This window comes from Pyruvatibacter sp. HU-CL02332 (assembly GCF_040362765.1).
Taxonomy (GTDB): domain Bacteria; phylum Pseudomonadota; class Alphaproteobacteria; order CGMCC-115125; family CGMCC-115125; genus Pyruvatibacter.
Genome location: NZ_BAABWK010000002.1, coordinates 1,044,333 through 1,058,871 on the forward strand (window position 1 = coordinate 1,044,333; position 14,539 = coordinate 1,058,871).

14 protein-coding genes are annotated in these 14,539 nt (G+C 58.0%); 8 read left to right on the plus strand and 6 right to left on the minus strand.

Going from position 1 to position 14,539, the window contains the following annotated elements; all coding sequences use genetic code 11:
• Positions 1 to 7: 7 nt before the first annotated feature.
• Positions 8 to 1,039, minus strand: coding sequence for a glycosyltransferase (locus tag ABXH05_RS15550; protein ID WP_353562111.1), 1,032 nt, complete (start codon positions 1,037 to 1,039; stop codon positions 8 to 10).
• Positions 1,036 to 2,793, minus strand: coding sequence for a glycosyltransferase family 9 protein (locus tag ABXH05_RS15555; RefSeq protein ID WP_353562113.1), 1,758 nt, complete (start codon positions 2,791 to 2,793; stop codon positions 1,036 to 1,038). The genes ABXH05_RS15550 and ABXH05_RS15555 overlap by 4 nt, the downstream gene beginning before the upstream one ends.
• A 209-nt stretch (positions 2,794 to 3,002) precedes the next feature.
• Between ABXH05_RS15555 and ygfZ the strand changes: the two genes are divergently transcribed.
• Complete coding sequence (gene ygfZ / locus ABXH05_RS15560) at positions 3,003 to 3,887, plus strand: CAF17-like 4Fe-4S cluster assembly/insertion protein YgfZ (protein ID WP_353562115.1); 885 nt, start codon at positions 3,003 to 3,005, stop codon at positions 3,885 to 3,887.
• Positions 3,884 to 4,483, plus strand: a complete 600-nt coding sequence (locus ABXH05_RS15565) for a DNA-3-methyladenine glycosylase I (protein ID WP_353562117.1) — start codon at positions 3,884 to 3,886, stop codon at positions 4,481 to 4,483. The genes ygfZ and ABXH05_RS15565 overlap by 4 nt, the downstream gene beginning before the upstream one ends.
• 45 nt (positions 4,484 to 4,528) lie before the next feature.
• On the opposite strand, the gene ABXH05_RS15570 is transcribed toward ABXH05_RS15565, so the two are convergent.
• A complete protein-coding gene (locus ABXH05_RS15570) occupies positions 4,529 to 5,191 on the minus strand; it encodes a pyridoxamine 5'-phosphate oxidase family protein (protein WP_353562119.1) in 663 nt (220 codons plus the stop codon).
• 222 nt (positions 5,192 to 5,413) lie between these two features.
• On the opposite strand from ABXH05_RS15570, the gene ABXH05_RS15575 reads away from it, so the two are divergent.
• A complete protein-coding gene (locus ABXH05_RS15575) occupies positions 5,414 to 6,535 on the plus strand; it encodes a beta-ketoacyl-ACP synthase III (protein WP_353562121.1) in 1,122 nt (373 codons plus the stop codon).
• A gap of 79 nt (positions 6,536 to 6,614) precedes the next feature.
• Here ABXH05_RS15575 and ABXH05_RS15580 read toward each other — a convergent pair whose 3' ends face one another.
• Both ABXH05_RS15580 and ABXH05_RS15585 read right to left on the minus strand, forming a co-directional pair.
• A complete protein-coding gene (locus ABXH05_RS15580; protein WP_353562123.1) occupies positions 6,615 to 6,983 on the minus strand; it encodes a sortase family protein in 369 nt (122 codons plus the stop codon).
• 26 nt (positions 6,984 to 7,009) lie between these two features.
• Positions 7,010 to 7,876 (minus strand): universal stress protein, encoded by an 867-nt coding sequence (locus ABXH05_RS15585; RefSeq protein ID WP_353562125.1) that lies wholly within the window; start codon positions 7,874 to 7,876, stop codon positions 7,010 to 7,012.
• 263 nt (positions 7,877 to 8,139) lie between these two features.
• Between ABXH05_RS15585 and ABXH05_RS15590 the strand changes: the two genes are divergently transcribed.
• Positions 8,140 to 8,712 carry a YfbR-like 5'-deoxynucleotidase gene (locus ABXH05_RS15590; protein ID WP_353562127.1) on the plus strand — a complete coding sequence of 191 codons (573 nt, stop codon included), beginning with the start codon at positions 8,140 to 8,142 and terminating at the stop codon, positions 8,710 to 8,712.
• Between the two features lie 130 nt (positions 8,713 to 8,842).
• Positions 8,843 to 9,913 (plus strand): NUDIX hydrolase, encoded by a 1,071-nt coding sequence (locus tag ABXH05_RS15595; protein WP_353562129.1) that lies wholly within the window; start codon positions 8,843 to 8,845, stop codon positions 9,911 to 9,913.
• Positions 9,914 to 10,016: 103 nt separating this feature from the next.
• Here ABXH05_RS15595 and ABXH05_RS15600 read toward each other — a convergent pair whose 3' ends face one another.
• Positions 10,017 to 10,634 (minus strand): hypothetical protein, encoded by a 618-nt coding sequence (locus ABXH05_RS15600; protein WP_353562131.1) that lies wholly within the window; start codon positions 10,632 to 10,634, stop codon positions 10,017 to 10,019.
• 281 nt (positions 10,635 to 10,915) lie between these two features.
• Here ABXH05_RS15600 and nadA point away from each other — a divergent pair, with 281 nt between their 5' ends.
• From nadA to nadC, 3 genes are read left to right on the plus strand one after another with little or no spacing between them, the layout of a single operon-like run.
• Positions 10,916 to 12,019, plus strand: coding sequence for a quinolinate synthase NadA (nadA, locus tag ABXH05_RS15605; protein ID WP_353562133.1), 1,104 nt, complete (start codon positions 10,916 to 10,918; stop codon positions 12,017 to 12,019).
• A gap of 31 nt (positions 12,020 to 12,050) precedes the next feature.
• Entirely contained in the window at positions 12,051 to 13,667 is a 1,617-nt protein-coding gene (locus ABXH05_RS15610) for an L-aspartate oxidase (RefSeq protein WP_353562135.1), read from the plus strand.
• Positions 13,668 to 13,670: 3 nt separating this feature from the next.
• Positions 13,671 to 14,537: a carboxylating nicotinate-nucleotide diphosphorylase gene (gene nadC, locus ABXH05_RS15615; RefSeq protein WP_353562137.1), complete on the plus strand. Its 867-nt coding sequence runs from the start codon at positions 13,671 to 13,673 to the stop codon at positions 14,535 to 14,537.
• Positions 14,538 to 14,539: the final 2 nt, after the last annotated feature.

A 14,539-nucleotide genomic window follows, 5' to 3' on the forward strand; every position in this document is an offset into this window, starting at 1 on the left:
GCCAAAATCAGGCACGCGCTTCTTGTACCTGTCTGAAGACGGAAAGGTAACGCTCAAGGCAGGCTGATTGTGAAAATTCCGCTTTCGCGCGTTTGGCCCCTGCCGCCACAAGTCTGTCTACCAAAGCTCTGTCAGATGTGAGCTGCGAGATGGCCGCTGCCACAGCGGGCGCGTTGTCGCGGGGCACGAGCAATGCATCCTCACCCGGACGCACCAGCCACTCAGGACCCGTTGCATTCGCTGTAATCACAGGCGTCCCATGGGCCCATGCGGCAATAATGACGTTGCCGAACGGCTCAACCCGAGACGGGAAGACGCAGATGTCTGCCGTGCGCAGGAGACGGCCGGGATCATCCCGCCAGCCAAGCCAGCGCACACGGGAGCCAAGCCCCAGTTCCCGTGCCTGGTTCTTGAGGTCGGCCTCAAGCGGGCCCGCGCCAGCAATCCATAGATAAGCGCCCGGCGTTGCCGCAAGCGCGTCCAACGTCACGTCAAAGGCTTTGGCGTCATGCAACCGACCCATGGCCAGCAGCAGCGTTGCATCTTCAGGTGTGTCGAAATCGCTTCGCGACAGGGCGGGACGCGGGTCAACCGGCGTGAAGTTTGGGATGAAATGCACTGTTGATGGATCAAATCCACCATCGGTGAGATAGCGGACAAGGTCAGGTGTGTTGCAAATCTGCGCGTCAAACCCGCGGAACGATTTGTAGTTGTAGTAGCCACCGTGACGCGCCACCCGGCCATAGGGTCCTTCAGGGGTCGCGCGTGAGGCTCGGCCCATCCATGACATGACGATGTCCGCATTCATGTTGCGGGCAGTCGAGCCAATTGTGCGGGACGTCTTGAAGTCCAACCAACGCCCGAACGGGACATCCACGTGAGGTACGCCGGCTTCGTCCAGCAAACGACCACGCGCCTCATTCGGACGCATGACGGCTCGCGACCCGTGTCCTTCATTCTTGAATGCAATTGCAAGATCAACGAAGAACCGCTCGGCACCACCAACGGGGCCACCAGCTATGGTGTGAAGAATGTTCACTTCCGGTCGCTCTCATTGCCGTCCGTATAGTGCTCAGGCTCTAGCGTGGCCTTGAGGTAGGACACCACCGGGTAGAGACCAGCAAGAATCCCGACAAGGAAACCATAGCCACCTTCGCGATACCCTTTGCGGCGGACATAGGCCTTGTAGAAGCGAGAGGGGATGCGGCGAATGTTGCGCCGTAGTGTTTCTTTTTCGACCTTGCCTGATGAGATCAGGTCGCGCGCATTGCCTGTGGTGTAGCGATCAAAGCGCGCCAGCATGTCGGTAATGTTGTCATCTACCAGGTGGTCAACACGGGTTTCCAGCATGCCAAGGCGCGGGCCCAGTTCAAGCGCCGGGTGCACGCGCTGGCGGCCCCATTTTTTGGTGCCGCGCGCAAAAAGGCGCGGTGCTGCGCTCGCGCCAATATACGCACCCCAGCCGTAGCGCACCCGGGTCTTGCCCACATAATTGTCGAACTGGATAAGGTAGTAGCCTGATGGTGACGCAAGCGTGACAGCATCAATCTCACGGGCAAGGTCAGCCGGCACGCGCTCATCGGCGTCGACTTCCAGCACCCACTCACCTTTGCAAGCCTCGATACCTGCATTGCGGCGGTCGCCTTCAATGGGCCACGCGCCTTCGATAATGGTGTCAGCCCCAGCTGCCAGCGCGACGTCCTTCGAGCGATCCGTACACCGATCAAGCACCACGACACGTTCATCGGCAAAGGACAGCGCCTCAAGACAGGCCTTGAGATTATGTTCTTCGTTGTGAGCAACGGTGAGGGTAGAGAGCTTTGGGCTTTTGTTCATCGCCTGCGCATCAATTTTTGCCTTCAGCGCGCGCGCTGCCTCATAAGCATCATGCACGCTAAGGCCGGTCATTTCACTTTTTGTGGACCGGAAATCATATGTGGGGTCAGAAATGATGTCTTCAAAACTGCGCGCCCCACGAATGCTTGCGCATTTGGGTCCCCACGGGCCGTAGCGCGCCTCCGGGCTGGGACCGAACAATCCAAGCGTCGGCAGGCCCACGGCGGCGGCCATGTGCATGGGGCCCGAGTCGTTGCCGACATAGAAATCTGCGCGTTCCAAACATGCAGCCGTCTGGGGCAGATCCGTCTTGCCGACAAGGTCAATCACACGATCGGGCGCAAATGCATTGATGACCGGCAGCGCCGCGTCTCGCTCCGCTGCGGCTCCAATAATCATAATGCACGCATTAGGCAGAACACCATCAGCGGCTGTCAGGCGTTCGACCAGTTCTATGAACCTTTCAGCCGGCCATGCCTTACCGGCCCAATTTGCTGTCGGTCCAACGGCAAGAACTGGGGTGCCATCGGGAACCAGGCCAGTCGCTGTCTCTCGGGATTTCGCGCCGGTTGCCAGTCGCGGCGTTGGCGGCGGTGTGAGACCCAAAACAGTTGCGATGTGGGGAACCCGATGCAGCGACGTATCCTGTCTCAAGACATGACGGGACTTGGCACGCAGCAAGTAGGAAATGAGGGACGCGCGGAGGTCCACCACCATGTCCCAATTCGTGCCGACGGTCTGTTTCCACAAAGAAAACCAATGACCAGACCGCTTCTTTTTTGCCATCTCGATGATGCGCACGACACCGGGTTGGTCGCGAAAGAGTGTGGCTGTTGCAGGCCCGCAGGCCACTGTGATTTCTGCGTCCGGATACCGGTCGGCCAGCCAGGACAGCACACCGCTCGACAGCACGGCGTCGCCGATACGGTTGTAGGTGACGAAGAGGATCTGCTTCATCTGAGGCGGCTGGCTCGCAAGAAGTTGGTGGCAGGCAGTAAATCAGGTCTCTGCCTTATAGGTTGGCATGAGGGGGAAAGCCAATATGGCCTCGCTCCACGGCACCAAGACAGGTACAAAGGGTAAACATTCCTCTTGAAGCATGATAGCGAAGACACCACCCTCGAGGGGTGTCCCTTCTTGTCATGACTGAAATGCGAGCCCACGTAATGAGTAGTCCCCACCGTGCCCTGCTGGATGACCGTGCCGTTCTTCGTGCTTCCGGGGCCGACATGTATGAGCTTCTGCAACGCCTGGTGACCGGCAATCTGGACCAGGTGACGCCAGGCAACGGTGTGTACTCGCTGCTTTTGACACCCCAGGGCAAATTTCTGTTTGATTTCTTCATGGTCGGTGACCCTGCGGATGAAGGCGCAATGCTGATTGATTGCGCCAAGACACGCGTCGCCGACCTTCAAAAACGCCTGACCATGTACAAGCTGCGCGCGGACGCAGCCTTTGATGATGTGAGCACCGAGTTTCGGGTGATCGCGCACTGGGGCGATGGGGCATCTGTCCTTGATGGAGCGCCATGCTATCCGGACCCGCGCGATGCGCGTCTGGGCTATCGCTGCATTGTTCCTGCCTCAGATGCTTCTGTGGTGATGGATAATTCGCAAAGCGCGGCGGCTTCGGCTGAAGACTACCGGGCGTTTTGTGTGAGCCTGGGTGTTCCCGACGGGTCACTTGATATTGGAGCCGACAAGGATTTCCCGATTGAGAGCAATCTGGACCTGCTGAATGGCATTGATTTCCACAAGGGGTGCTTTGTGGGGCAGGAAGTCGCGTCGCGGACACATCGCAAAGGCAAGGCACGCAAGCGACTGGTTGTTGCTGCGTTGGACGGAGACGCACCGGAGCCAGGGTCGGATGTCCTCATTGGCAATGCCAAAGTTGGCAGCATTGCCGGCAGTGCCGGTGGCAATGCGCTCGCCCTAGTGTTCACCGACAGGGTCGCAAAAGCCCAGAGCCTCGAGGCACAGGCAGGCGATAGCAAACTGACCTTAAGTGTGCCGCCTTATGCCTCGTTCTCCCTTGAAGGAGATAGCGCGTGAGTAAGCAGCCCCGCAAGAAAGAAGACCGCTGCGGCTGGTGCGGCGATGACCCGTTTTATGTCGCCTATCATGACGACGAGTGGGGCGTGCCGGAATATGATGACCGCGCGCTGTTTGAGAAACTGATCCTCGACGGGTTTCAGGCTGGCCTTGCCTGGATCACGATCCTGCGCAAGCGCGACAACTTCCGCAAAGCGTTTCACGGTTTCAAGCCGGAAAAGATTGCGCGGTATACGGACAAAGACGTGGAGCGCCTTCTTGGCAATGAAGGCATTATCCGTCATCGCGGCAAAATCGAAGCGACGATTGGCAATGCCAAGGCATATCTTGAAATCATGGACAAAGAGCCTGACGGCTTTGCCGGATATCTGTGGGACTATGTGGATGGTAAGCCACTGGTTTCCAAGTCAAAGAACTGGAAAGACATGCCCGCTGCCACGCCCATGAGCGAAGCGCTGTCGAAGGATTTGAAAAAGCGTGGCTTCAAATTCTGTGGACCCACCATCGTCTACGCCTTTGCCCAGGCGGTGGGTATGGTGAATGACCACCAAACCTCCTGCCCACGCCATAAGGCGTGCCAAGAACTCGCTCGCTGACCTTGAATGCTGCCTGGGCCTGCTGAGTGAGCCCGCTAGAATTGCCTACGGAATGACCCAGCTCTTTGTCTTGGCAACATAGTCAAACTGGGCGCGTCGATGCCCGTTGCTATCGAGATAAAGCCAGTCAATCGCCTCGACACTGAAGCGGATGACGGCGAAGTTCTTCATTCCTGCTTCCAGTTTGTCAGGGGCCACGCGCTGTCCCAGGTCGGCGTAGTCTGGGAGACCCGATGTCGGCGCATCCTGATCCGTGCCCGGTGCGCCTTGGGCCAGATAACAGACTTTGCTGCCGGGCATGGACGTTGCCCATGCTTCCGTTCGCGTTGGCCCATCTGTGATCAGTTCCGCGTTGGCTGTCACGCGGATCTGCACCTTGGCGGAGACATCATAAAACAATAGCTGAACGCGCGAATCGTTGGCCATTTGATGGGCCTTTGGCGCGCGTTGATCTGTGTTTCCGCGCAACATGCGCGCGCCTCGGTCAGCTTCGCGCATAACAATTGTGCGCGCCTGAGGGGCACCGTCTGCTGCAACCGTTGCCAAAACGGGGGTGTGAAATGGCAGCTTTGCCGAACCAGCACCCTTCTCCAGCATGTCCCAGGCCATGTTTTCCGCTGCGTCAAGCTGGGAATAATAGTCAGGCAGACCAGTAGTTATGTCTGGTTCAGACCCGTTCTGACTGTCGGAAATGGTGGTATCGGTCACTTTGGATCCTTTGTGGGGCGGTGCGGCATTGCTGGATGTTCACCAATTCGCGCGGGTTACGCTGGCATGGCGTGCCGCGTTCCCCTAAATTATCTCATTAATCAGCGCTGGCTACCGTCCTTGAGGGGCGAAAAGCTGGTGTTAGAGGGAATGAAACACGTCACTTCCACGCCATTGTGCCCGCAAACGGTCAGGCGTGCGTGACAAACTCAGGTGGTACGGTTGACCAAAGTTGTCATCAGCGGAACCGGCGTTTTTACGCCCGAAGACACAATCACCAACGAAGAGCTGGTTGAAGCGTTCAACGCGTATGTCGCCAAATTCAATGCCGACAACAAGGACGCGATTGAGCGGGGGGAAGTTGAAGCGCTTACGGACTCCAGTGTGCCGTTCATTGAAAAAGCGTCCGGTATTCACCGCCGCCACGTCATGAACAAGTCCGGCATTCTCGACCCGAACATTATGGCTCCGCGACTGCCGGAACGCCCAAACGAAGAGCCCTCCATCCTTGCTGAAATGGCAGTTAAAGCCGCCAAGGATGCCATGAAGCAGGCAGGCAAGACGGCAGCAGACATTGATGCAGTTGTAGTGGCCTGTTCAAACCTTGAGCGCGCCTACCCGGCTATCGCGATTGAAGTGCAGGACCTGCTTGGCATTGACGGCTTCGCGTTCGACATGAATGTCGCCTGTTCGTCGGCCACCTTCGGCATCCAGCAAGGCTATGACATGGTGCGGTCTGGCTCTGCCAAATGCGTACTTGTGACAGATCCTGAAATCTGTACCGGCCATCTCAACTTCCGCGATCGCGATAGCCATTTTATTTTCGGGGATGTGGCAACGGCTATCATTCTTGAAGCCAAGGACACTGCGACAGCTGAGCATCCGTTTGAAATCATCGGCACACGCCTCAAGACACAGTTCTCAAACAACATCCGCAACAATTTTGGGTTCTTGAACCGCACAGCGCCGGAAGGCATTGGTGCCAAGGACAAGCTGTTTGTTCAGGAAGGCCGAAAGGTCTTCAAGGAAGTGGTGCCGATGGTATCCGCCATGATCCTTGAACATCTTGCTGAAGAGAATATTGGCAACAACAATCTGAAGCGCATGTGGCTGCATCAGGCGAATGCCAGCATGAACGACCTCATCGGCAAGAAGGTGATGGGTCGTCCGCCATCTGAAGAAGAACAGCCGAATATTCTCAAGGAATATGCGAACACAAGTTCGGCCGGGTCGATCATCGCTTTCAATCAGTACAGCGAAGACCTCGAGCCAGGCGATGTTGGTGTCATCTGCTCGTTCGGCGCAGGGTACTCGGCAGGCAGTGTGCTTGTGCGCCGGGTCTGATGAACCTCCGACATCATTGAAAAGCAAAAGGCCCCGGCGGTACTGCCGGGGCCTTTTTTGTTTCGTGCGCGGCTGCGACCTACGGATAAGGACGTACCGCCACCACCTTGAAGGTATGCATCTCGCCGTCGCTTTCAGTGATAGAGACGTATTCGCCTTCGGCCAGTTTGTGGCGATCCAGCTTGAATAGCAGCTCGTCATCCTCGTCGTCGGACTTGTCGTAGTCGAATTTCCAGCCTTTTCCCACATGACGCAGGTGACCGCGCAAGTCTGCTTCATCTTCCCAGAAGCGATGCACCGTGCAGTCTTCCTTGTGGTTCTTCCATGCTTCAGGATCAAGCTGCATTTGCCCGTCCAGGGGCACGATGAACTCATATCCGCATTCAGACGAACCCGACGGGTATTGCTCGGATCGAGCGACATTGAGATGCACGCGATAAAGCGCCATGGAAGTACTCCTTTTCAGTTGGCTCCCTAGTGAGCCATCAAGACTGGAATTGTTGCATGGGAGCGAATATGCCGGGTGACACCTCCCAGTACGAGTTCGCGCAGACGCGAGTGGCTGTAGCCGCCCATCACAAGCAAATCGGCCTTGAGATTGCCTGCCTCTTCCAGCAGGACCTCACCAGTGTTGCGGCTGTCTTCAGGCACGAGGTGGATTTCGGCTTTGACACCATGAAGCGTCAGATACTCAGCCAGCGCGCGGGCACCGGGCGCATCGGTGATGCCGTCCTCGTCAACGCAGACGATTGTGACTTTGGCCGCTGACGTGAGAAACGGCATGGCCGCTGTCACTGCATTGGCAGCTTCGCCACTTTCGTCCCAGCCGATGGCAACACTGGTGCCGACCGTTGTGGTTTCCTGCGCCGGGGCCAGAAGCACCGGGCGGCCTTCAGCCAGCATGCATGTTTCAAGTGCATTGGGGCCAGACGTCTGATCCCTTGCCGACGCGTCCGCAACGATGACCAAATCTGCCAGGCGGCTTTCGGCTGCAATGACTTCAGCCGCACGACCTGCCTTGACCCGGATGCGGGCGGAGGCAGTGCCGGGCTGCGTGTCATCGGACAAAACCAGGCCGGCGTCCTCGGCGGCCTTGGATGCTGATGCGCGGCACTGCTCTTCTGCGGAATCAGCCGCTTTTCGAGCCGTGTCGATGATGTCCTCAACGATAGGTCCGGATATGCCTTCCCCTAGATAGGGCAATGCATCTGTCGGATTGGGCCGCACAAAAATAATGTCTGCCTGCGCCTCAAACCGCTTGGTAAGGGCAAGTCCGGTATTGAGAGCGCCCATGTCGGAGGCGGAACCGTAGAGGGGACATAAAATGCGTTTGATGGACATGAGATTGTTCCGTTCGATGCTCGTGGAAATGGCTAGATCAAATTTGAAAACAGTCTAACCGATGCCACCCCTACAATGTGAAGCCCAGTGGGTTTTCCTGCCATGATTTGGGTCAAGCCGGGCTATTTGCGCAGACTCACTTCAGCATCTGCAATCGACAAGCGGTTGCGAATTATCTACTCAGGTCCCTTGAACCATCGCCCACTGGGAGACCCGCCCTGCCCCCTCGCAAAAAGACCGAAGCCCCGCGCGCCTGGCAGCGAATGCTGAGCGGGCGACGGCTCGACCTCATCGACCCGTCTCCACTGGATGTGGAAATCGAAGACATTGCCCACGGTCTTGCCCGCGTTGCGCGATGGAATGGCCAGACAACCGGTGATCACGCCTATAGCGTTGCCCAACACTCGCTGCTGGTCACAGACCTTGCGCAAGCATTTGCGCCGGACTGGGACCAGACAAAGCTTCTGGCCGCTTTGCTTCACGACGCCCCTGAATATGTAATTGGCGACATGATCAGCCCCTTCAAGGCGGCACTGGGCGTTGACTACAAGGACTTTGAAGGGCGACTGGAGGCGGCGATTCACGTGCGGTTTGGCATTCCAGTTCAAACGCCCAAGCATGTAGAACGGACGATCAAGCGGGCGGACATTGTGTCCGCATATCTGGAAGCCGTTGAGCTTGCCGGATTTGAGCCTGATGAAGCTTCAAAGATTTTTGGCCGTCCAAGGCTGACATCGGCACAGTCCCGAGCCGCACGGCGGTGGATCAAACCGATGCCTGCGAGCGACGCGCAAGCGGCCTACCTCAAGCGATTTGCGACCCTGGCGGCAAAATAGCGGCACAAAATTGCCTTTCAGAATCAATGCCTTCATAATGCTGAAAGTGAGCAAAAGGTGTCGCGCGCGTGTTACGAAAACCCGCAATAGTGAGACCGGCTGGCTCTATATCAACTGAAAGGGTGGCTGCATGGCGGCGGCATCAGATGCACTGGCACCAAGTGGGCCAGCGTCGTTTGGAGATACATCGACCGCAGTGGTCGTTGGGTTGAATGCTGCCATTGTCACCGTCGCGGAGCAGGAACCGCGCACGCTTATTGTCCGCTCACCTGACGAGGGATCGCCCTACAGCTCCGACAGGTGGGACGCCCTTCCCTTCGGACCGTTCGATCCGCTGGTCCACCGGACAATGGCGACAGGACTGCATGCGTGGGTGCAGGAACAGACCGGACTTGATCTTGGATATGTCGAGCAGCTCTACACCTTTGGTGACCGGGGCCGGAACCGATTGCCTGACGATATCGGCCCGCACATCATTTCGGTTGGATATCTCGCGCTGGTCAGCGCCGATGATCTTGGAGAAGATGCGTCCGCACCTGAAAGCGGATGGCGCGGCTGGTACAGCTATTTCCCGTGGGAAGACTGGCGGCAAGCCCGGCCGCGGATCATTGATGAGGCAATTGCGCCACTTGTGAGTGCATGGGCGCAGAGTGCCGACACGCCAGCAGTGAAGTCAGAGCGCACTCAGCGTCTGAACCTGTGCTTTGGGCTTGGCGGCATCTCGTGGGATGAGGAAAAAGTTCTGGAGCGGTTTGAACTGCTCTATGAAGCCGGACTTGTGGATGAAGCTGCCCGAGACGGACGCCGCAATGCACAGCGCAAACTGAATACGCCCGAAGGTGAGCAGGATGTGCCACCGCTTGGCGACCCGATGCAGCATGACCACCGGCGCATTCTCGCCACAGCCATGGGCAGACTGCGCGCCAAGCTCAAGTACCGCCCGGTTGTCTTTGAACTGATCATGGAAGAGTTCACGCTGACGGAATTGCAGCGCACCGTTGAAGCCGTGATGGGCGTGAAACTGCACAAGCAGAATTTCCGACGTCTTGTTGAGAAAGCTGGCCTGGTAGAACGCACCGGACACATGACCACTAACACGGGCGGCCGACCGGCTGAACAATTCAGGTTCCGTCGCGAAGTCGTCACCGAGCGCGCGGCGCCGGGCATGCGGGTGGGTGTGCCACGTCGCAGCACATCATGACGACATGCAGCGGGGGCAGCTGGCCTGTCTGGAGACACACACGTTCTGGCAGACACGTCTTCCATGCCTGAACCAAGTGGACCTCAGTGGCCCAAGTCGGTGCCTATTCGGTTTGAGATGGACTGAGAGATCTTGTCAGAGTTGTTCGCCGCAGCAGTAAGATCGCAACGAACATCACGCATGCAGTGCCTACGGCCGCTGGGAACAGAACCGTTGTCCACGAATAGTTTTCTAGAGCGGCCACCACAAAGCCATTGCGTAGAGCACCAAGGGCGAAGAAAAGCGCGTTCTCTTCATAAGGCGAGGCGTAGGCTTTTCTGACGGAGGGGCCAAAGCCCAGAAGGTCAACAATTGTCAGAATAAGGACGGCGAGAAACGGGTTTGCCGTTGCAAACCAAAGCGGCAGCGCGCTGAGGGCCAACGCAAGAAAGACCCAGTCGATGGGGATAATGCTCCTGTCGGCGGACTTGGCGAGCGCGAGCACAGCAACAAAGAACGTGATGACACCGGAGATGCCGATGGGCCAGGCACCAATCCCTGCACCATCAGCAAGCTGCGCAAAAAAGACGATGACAGTCCCCGCGGCCCAGATCATCCACGAAAACACATGCGGCTTCGTCTCCTCGCGCAAGATGGAGCGGATGTAGGGATAAAAGGCCACAAAGGTCAGAAGCAGGGCGAGCGCGCTAAGGATGGCTTTTGCTGTGGGAATGTCTTCCATGCGGGGAGCAAAGCATAGCTGTTGGACCTGATTGCATGGCCAAAAACAGATATCGCCATTGCGCCGCAAGATGCGCCCCGGGTTTCACGGGATAAATCGCAACGAAGGTCGCCCTTGACGGCGACCTATTTCAGGCCATTTACTCTACTTGACAGGAGTAATGCTCATATGTAGCATTACTCAAGAAATTTACAGAGCGGAGTTGTGTCCGCCTTTTTTGCGGCCCCCTTTATGCTCTAAATGAGCATAAACCGCATACCAGCCCCAAGGGAGGCCTGGCTATGACGATTGTGTATGAACGCAGCGCGTATGATGTCAGTGCAAATGACGGCATAAAGAGCGCCAAGGCCAAAAAGCCTGTGGCGAAGAAGCCTGTTCCGGACTTTGACGTGCCGGAATACACGCCTGGTCTGGCCAAGGAGATGGCGCCGATGTACGCGCGCCTTTCCAAGGTAATTCCGTCTGTGGAGTGGCCGTTCTTCGCGCCATACATTCACGAGATCAACCGGATCAAGAAGCAGAAGAACGCTGTGATCCTGGCGCACAACTACATGACACCGGAAATTTTCCATGGTGTTGCGGATATTGCCGGTGACAGCCTGCAGTTGGCCATTGAGGCCACCAAGGTTGAAGAACAGGTGATTGTTCAGTGCGGTGTGCACTTCATGGCGGAAACGTCAAAGCTGCTGAACCCGGAAAAGACCGTCATCATTCCTGATGAGATGGCTGGCTGTTCGCTGGCGTCTTCCATTACAGGTGCTGATGTCCGCGCCATGCGTGAGGCCTATCCCGGCGTGCCGGTTGTCACCTACGTCAATACGTCCGCCGATGTTAAGGCGGAGACGGACATCTGCTGCACGTCTTCCAATGCGCTGAAGGTTGTTGAGAGTCTCAACGCCCCGCGCGTGATGTGCATTCCCGACGAGTATCTCGCACGCAACGTGCAGAAGGATACCGATGTCGAGATCATCACCTACAAGGGATCCTGCGAAGTGCATGAGCGCTTTACGCCGGAAGAGCTGCGCGAGTACCGGGAGAACGACCCCGGCATCAAGATCATCGCGCACCCTGAGTGCCCACCCAATGTGCTGGATGAAGCCGACTTCTCAGGCTCTACATCAGCCATGATCAACTGGGTGAAGGACAATCAGCCATCCAAGGTGATGATGGTGACCGAGTGCTCCATGTCGGACAATGTGGCTGTTGAAAATCCCAATGTGGATTTCATTCGCCCGTGCAATCTGTGCCCGCACATGAAGCGGATCACACTGCCGAAGATCCTGGCCTCGCTGCACAGCATGCAGGACGAAGTGCTTGTTGACCCGGCGATTGCAGAGCGCGCGCGGCTTCCGATTGAACGTATGATTGCGCTCAACAACAACTAGCTCGCGCCAGATCGCAGAAGGCCGAAAGCCAATGGCACAGGCCACGTCCAATTCCAGAACTGTTGACCAGCAGGCCGGCGACGCCATCGTGGCGGGCGCCGGTCTTGCTGGCCTGTTCACGGCATTGAAACTTGCCGACGCGGGTCGTCAGGTCACGGTGCTTGCGGGCGTTCCGCGCAAGGGCGGCGCAACATCAACCTGGGCCCAGGGTGGCATCGCGGCGGCCCTTGGGGCGGACGATTCACCCGACCTGCATGTGGCCGATACACTTGCCGCCGGTGACGGGCTTGTGGACGAAGCCGCCGCACGGGCATTGGCGGACGACGCAGCAGTACGGATCGCTGACCTTGAAGCGCTCGGCGTTACCTTCGACAAAAAGCCGGATGGATCATTTTCTCTTGGCCGTGAAGGTGCGCATTCACGCAATCGCATTGCCCATGTGGGTGGGGACGGCGCCGGAGCGGCGATCATGGCAGCGCTGGGCAAAGCGGCCCTTGCCCATGACAACATCCATATCGTGCCGGGCTGGCATGCAGCTGATCTCATTGTTGAGGGGGGCACTGTCACCGGCCTGATCACGCGTGGTGGCGTTGAACCTGACGCGCCTACCCTGGCGTTCCGGGCGGATGCAACAGTCCTTGCGACAGGCGGTGTTGGCGCTCTTTATGGGGTGACGACAAATCCTGCAGGCTCCCGGGGCCATGGTATTGGTCTTGCCGCACGCGCCGGCGCGCTGGTGAGCGATGTAGAGTTTGTTCAGTTCCACCCAACCGCTATTGCGTGCGCCGAGGATCCTGCCCCGCTGGCAACGGAAGCGTTGCGGGGTGAAGGGGCGACACTGCTCCGCGCAGACATGTCACGTTTGATGGAAGGCGTGCACGATGATCTGGAGCTCGCGCCACGCGACATTGTTGCGCGCGAGATTGCCAAAGAGATCGGTCGGGGCGGCACAGTTCTTCTGGATTGCCGCGACGCGGTGGGCACGCGGTTTGCCGATCGTTTTCCGTCCGTGTTTGCCGCCTGCCAGCGCAATGGAATCGACCCCCTTACTGAGGCCATACCGGTGGCGCCAGCTGCGCATTACCATATGGGTGGTGTCGTGACGGACCTTGCAGGTGCTGCAAGTCTGCCCGGTCTTTATGCCTGCGGCGAGGTCTCACGCACAGGTGCCCACGGGGCGAACCGGCTAGCGTCAAATTCCCTCTTGGAATCCATCGTATTTGGTGCACGCATTGCGGATAGCATTGCCCAGACCACCGGCGGTGCATCACGACCCAAGACAGCACCCGCTGGCGGCTCCGCGCCAACCGGCGAAGACCCGCACGCGTCACACATCAAAACACTGCGCCAAAGCATGGCACGCAATGTGGGTGTCGCCCGCGACGCCACCTCGCTTGAGGAAACGCTCTCGATTATTCGCGACCTTGAAGATCAGGCGCTGCCGGAAGCAAGCGGCTACCGCAATATGCTGGCCGCAGCACATCTCATCGTTGCCGCAGCTCATCGCCGACATGAAAGCCGGGGCGGCCATAGTCGGCTGGACTTCCCGCAGACAGAAGAAGCATTGAAGCGGCATTTGCCCCTCACTCTGGACGAGGCGCGTGCAACAGCACTGACGCCACCACCACAAACCGCAAAGACGGCCTGACCCATGACCGCAAACAATCTCCCTCCCATGCCGCGTCTGATTGTCGAGCCTGCTGTGCGCAATGCACTGGAAGAAGATCTCGGTCGCGCTGGTGACATCACGTCTGACTATGTCGTACCGGAAAATACACGAGCACAGGCGCGGATTGCGGCCAGAGCCACAGGCGTTGTGTCGGGCCTTGATGCCGCGCGCGCGGCTTTTCGGATGGTGGATCCGGATCTTCTGATCGGCATTGAGAAGCGCGACGGAGACCTGATCGAACCCGGTGACGCCATCTGCCACCTTGATGGCAAGGCGCGGTCCATTCTGACGGGCGAGCGGGTTGCTTTGAACTTTCTGGGACATATGTCGGGCATCGCCAGTGCTGCAAAGAGCATGTCTGACCTGATTTCTCACACCAAAGCCAAGGTGACCTGCACCCGCAAGACGACACCGGGACTGCGTGCATTTGAGAAGCACGCAGTGCGCAGCGGCGGTGGCGCGAACCATAGATTTGGCCTCGATGATGGATTGCTTATCAAGGACAACCACATCGCTGTCGCTGGCGGTGTCACTGCGGCCATAACAGCCGCGCGCTCACAAGCAGGCCACATGGTGAAGATCGAGTGCGAGGTCGATACCCTGGATCAGCTCCGCGAAGCACTGGAAGCAGGCGCTGAAGCAATTCTGCTCGACAACATGTCACCCGACATTCTTGCCGAGGCGGTGACCATCAATGCTGGCCGCGCAACGCTTGAAGCATCGGGCGGCATTACCAGCGATACCATCAAGGCTGTGGCCGAAAGCGGCGTGGATCTGATCTCAGTCGGGTGGCTGACCCACTCAGCGCCGTCGCTTGATTTGGGCCTGGATATCGATTTCGGCGATTGACC

Coding starts and splice junctions, on each gene's coding strand:
- ABXH05_RS15555 (WP_353562113.1), bottom strand. CDS start 2,793: ATGAAGCAGATCCTCTTCGTCACCTACAACCGTATCGGCGACGCCGTG.
- ygfZ (WP_353562115.1), top strand. CDS start 3,003: ATGAGTAGTCCCCACCGTGCCCTGCTGGATGACCGTGCCGTTCTTCGT.
- ABXH05_RS15580 (WP_353562123.1), bottom strand. CDS start 6,983: ATGGCGCTTTATCGCGTGCATCTCAATGTCGCTCGATCCGAGCAATAC.
- ABXH05_RS15585 (WP_353562125.1), bottom strand. CDS start 7,876: ATGTCCATCAAACGCATTTTATGTCCCCTCTACGGTTCCGCCTCCGAC.
- ABXH05_RS15590 (WP_353562127.1), top strand. CDS start 8,140: ATGCTGAGCGGGCGACGGCTCGACCTCATCGACCCGTCTCCACTGGAT.
- ABXH05_RS15595 (WP_353562129.1), top strand. CDS start 8,843: ATGGCGGCGGCATCAGATGCACTGGCACCAAGTGGGCCAGCGTCGTTT.
- ABXH05_RS15600 (WP_353562131.1), bottom strand. CDS start 10,634: ATGGAAGACATTCCCACAGCAAAAGCCATCCTTAGCGCGCTCGCCCTG.
- nadA (WP_353562133.1), top strand. CDS start 10,916: ATGACGATTGTGTATGAACGCAGCGCGTATGATGTCAGTGCAAATGAC.
- ABXH05_RS15610 (WP_353562135.1), top strand. CDS start 12,051: ATGGCACAGGCCACGTCCAATTCCAGAACTGTTGACCAGCAGGCCGGC.
- nadC (WP_353562137.1), top strand. CDS start 13,671: ATGACCGCAAACAATCTCCCTCCCATGCCGCGTCTGATTGTCGAGCCT.